General features: G+C 53.4%; 4 protein-coding genes. 2 read left to right on the top strand and 2 right to left on the bottom strand.

The window, feature by feature from the left end:
* Window positions 1–493: 493 nt before the first annotated feature.
* On the bottom strand, window positions 494–1015 hold the full coding sequence (locus DWZ01_RS10495) for a DUF6273 domain-containing protein (RefSeq protein WP_117770649.1): 522 nt from the start codon (window positions 1013–1015) through the stop codon (window positions 494–496).
* 352 nt (window positions 1016–1367) lie between these two features.
* Here DWZ01_RS10495 and DWZ01_RS10490 point away from each other — a divergent pair, with 352 nt between their 5' ends.
* Both DWZ01_RS10490 and DWZ01_RS10485 read left to right on the top strand, forming a co-directional pair.
* On the top strand, window positions 1368–1772 hold the full coding sequence (locus DWZ01_RS10490; protein WP_117770648.1) for a hypothetical protein: 405 nt from the start codon (window positions 1368–1370) through the stop codon (window positions 1770–1772).
* Between the two features lie 12 nt (window positions 1773–1784).
* Window positions 1785–2024, top strand: coding sequence for a hypothetical protein (locus tag DWZ01_RS10485; RefSeq protein ID WP_117770647.1), 240 nt, complete (start codon window positions 1785–1787; stop codon window positions 2022–2024).
* Window positions 2025–2474: 450 nt separating this feature from the next.
* On the opposite strand, the gene DWZ01_RS10480 is transcribed toward DWZ01_RS10485, so the two are convergent.
* Window positions 2475–2952, bottom strand: a 478-nt coding sequence (locus tag DWZ01_RS10480; RefSeq protein WP_233506210.1) for a hypothetical protein, incomplete at its 5' end; no start/stop codon positions are given.

The raw sequence follows: 2952 nt of genomic DNA, 5'->3' as shown, positions 1-2952 counted from the left end.
CCCGTGGGTTATACCCTAAGAGCAAACCACCCTTTTTAAGGGTGGTTCTGATTAATCAACAGGGTGCCAAAAATCACCCTGCGCGATAATCGCCTTTTGCGGCTACTTGCGCGTTTTGCACACGCTTGGACCGATTTATTAACGCGATATGAATCTACATACGCGTAGCTGGTATACAGTCGAGTACAGACTGTATTTATCGCGGCGATTTACGCAGATATAGCGACTGTAACGAACAAGCGTGTCGCTGTATTTATTCCAGTAGTTCACTTGATCGGTGGACAAGTGGGCTGTTGCAACGAAACGCCAAGCAGTACGGGCTCTATACGAGGACGCCGCAGAGGTAATGGCGGAGGAGTGCGGCTGGCGCTCTGAGAGCCGCTGTATGACCCTATTTCTCCTCAACCCGAATACCTGCCGCGAACCTAAACCGTTCGTACACTTGCCAAAAGATAGGCCCGCGCGGAGTCGCGCGGGCCTTGCACTAGAAAATCTAGAAGCACCAAGCGGGAAACACGTTGCCGGCACTGTTGGCACTACCGCTGCTCCAGCGACCGAAAGGGTCAACATAGATAAAGTCCGTTGAGTCACTCGGAGACACGGAACGAGTGCTGAAATAGCACACAATCTCAGGTCCAGAATACCTCGGCGTCGCATAGTACTCGTACTGGGCGCCGTCAGACTGGAGGTCTCCGTAAATCTCGGTCGTCGAGAGGATGAAGACCTTGTCATTCGTTGCCGTCGGAGTGCCGGCGCTACCGCCGCCCTCGTTGTCCGTCATCTTCGTGACGGCCTTCGCCTTGGACTGGAGCTCGGCCGGCAGGAGCGCCCAGAGGTCACCGGAGTTCAGGCGGGCGCGGAGCTTAGAGGACCTCCAACCGCCGACATTGGTCTTTGTGTCGTTCCAGATGTGTTTGTATAGGACATCGTTGGTCGTCTCAAACGTCAGCCCCGCCTTGCCGCTACCGTCGGCGAGGTCGTCATGGTTGATACCGATGATGCGGTATTCGGGCATCGTGGTGTCCGCACTGCGAATCTCTCATAGAGGATATGCCACAACTTGATAATTTCGCAGCCATAAGGAAGAACCTTTTCAATGTTTCTGAGGACAGCACGATTGAAGAAGCCTCGGTCCATGAAGGAGACTTTCCCATTTACATAGATTAAGATAAGGTCGTGAATGACCAATATGAACTTGAGCATATTCCGTCCGTATTCATACTGGATGACCAAGGAAACATCATCGGCTCATCCGAAGGAGAGGAAGAACCTCTTGCCTTATTAAAGAAATACGCCGAATACAACGGATATAAAGCGGAAGGAGGCGACATCGAGTAACTATCAAAGGCCAGTTTAAGGAGCCAGCCATGAAGAAATGCCTGCCCTCCATCGTCTCAGCAGCTCTTTGCTTCTCCCTTGTCATGACACCATTTGTGCCCGTTGCGGCAGCCTATGCCGACGAGGGATCTCCCGCCGAGAGCAGCGAGATCTACGTCGGAGACAACTACGACGAAAATTACGATATATCCCTTTTTGAGCGCGGACGCTGCACGGATTCATATTCCAAGGCGTGGTGCGATTCTCACGGATTTGCAAATAACCGCACCGTCCCTCACAAGGTCAAGCTGAACGCGAAGGAGGAGGCTTGCCTGCGCGATCCCTACCTTGCTGGCACCGCTGAAGTTATCGCCGGTCTCGTGACAACCGGTCCTGGCGGCGGCTTGTTTGCAACCGCAATGACATCGTACCGACTTTTCACTTGCATGTTCTGAAAGGCAGTTGCCATGCAGTCGCAAAATCAATCGAGATACTTGACCACAATCGGCTTTGCCCTGCTTGCATTACTCTTTGCTAGCGACCTTTTGCTGAAACCGCCCAAGGAACTCGTTTCGCTTGCCATAGCCTGCATTTCCGCCCTTTACTTTACGGCAACCCTATTCGTCGGACTAAAGGAGAGGAAAAAAGGCGCAGTCGTTGCATCTGCCGTAGGCGTGATCACAGCCATTGCCTCATTCTTTATCTGACACATTGGTGATCTAGGGGCGATATCGTAGGAATACGACCGGGAGAGCCGGGACCAGATTACCCGGGTTGCCCGGTCGGCTCGCGCGACGGCGCGGCGGTTCCACAGAAAGATCTCCGGACTTCACGCCGTTTCTGATCGCATTGTAGACGGCCATCTCGTCTTCGCAGTCGGCGAGCACGCGGTGTGCGTCGTCGTTTTGGATGTCCAGTAAATCTCGAAGGTCCTCCATGCACCAGCGTCCGAGATTTGGCCATGCGCGTTGCGCGAGCTGATAAGTGTCGATTGCGATGTTGTAGTTAAAGTCCAGGCCAAAGCCGTCCCAGGCAGAACGGCTTTGTTTCCTTGATTATCAACTTCATCCGGACACTTCCCGCATTCATCCGTGTGTGTACGGATGAATGCGGGGTTCAATACCCCGGCGGCCTGATCGGCAGGCCGCCGGGAACTCTCACTCCTCGATAAAAGCCGGCACCCGGTTAGTCCTGCGCATCTTGAAATCGCCAGTCTCGTGGGAGACGTAGAGAATGCCGTCCATCCCGTCTCGCGATGCATATGACAGGTGAACCGAACCGCAATCCGCTCCATCATTGTCGAGAAGATCGAACGAATTCGGATCGCTCGTTGCGGCCAAACGACCACTCATGCAAGAGCCATCGCCATTACAGATTTGCCATTCCATGTCTTCGCCTGCGAGAATCGCCATAGACGGCCCGGTCGCGCCATCGCTGACATACATCCCGTCTATGCCAAACCCATTTTCAGCGCCATCGATGAACGACTGCTCGGACCTATACCTCGCAAATGATGCACATAGCACCATTGCAAGACAAAGTACAAAGCCAACAATCGCTATCTTTGCATAGCTCTTGCCTATCATGTCATTCACCTCGCTCGTATGTATCGAGGTATTCCTGCTTGAGCGTCTG

This window comes from Collinsella sp. AF28-5AC (assembly GCF_003457875.1).
Lineage (GTDB): Bacteria > Actinomycetota > Coriobacteriia > Coriobacteriales > Coriobacteriaceae > Collinsella.
Note: the sequence above shows the minus strand (reverse complement) of the source record. Positions and strands in the feature narration are given on the sequence as shown.

Coding starts and splice junctions, on each gene's coding strand:
- DWZ01_RS10490 (WP_117770648.1), top strand. CDS start 1,368: ATGAAGAAATGCCTGCCCTCCATCGTCTCAGCAGCTCTTTGCTTCTCC.
- DWZ01_RS10485 (WP_117770647.1), top strand. CDS start 1,785: ATGCAGTCGCAAAATCAATCGAGATACTTGACCACAATCGGCTTTGCC.
- DWZ01_RS10495 (WP_117770649.1), bottom strand. CDS start 1,015: ATGCCCGAATACCGCATCATCGGTATCAACCATGACGACCTCGCCGAC.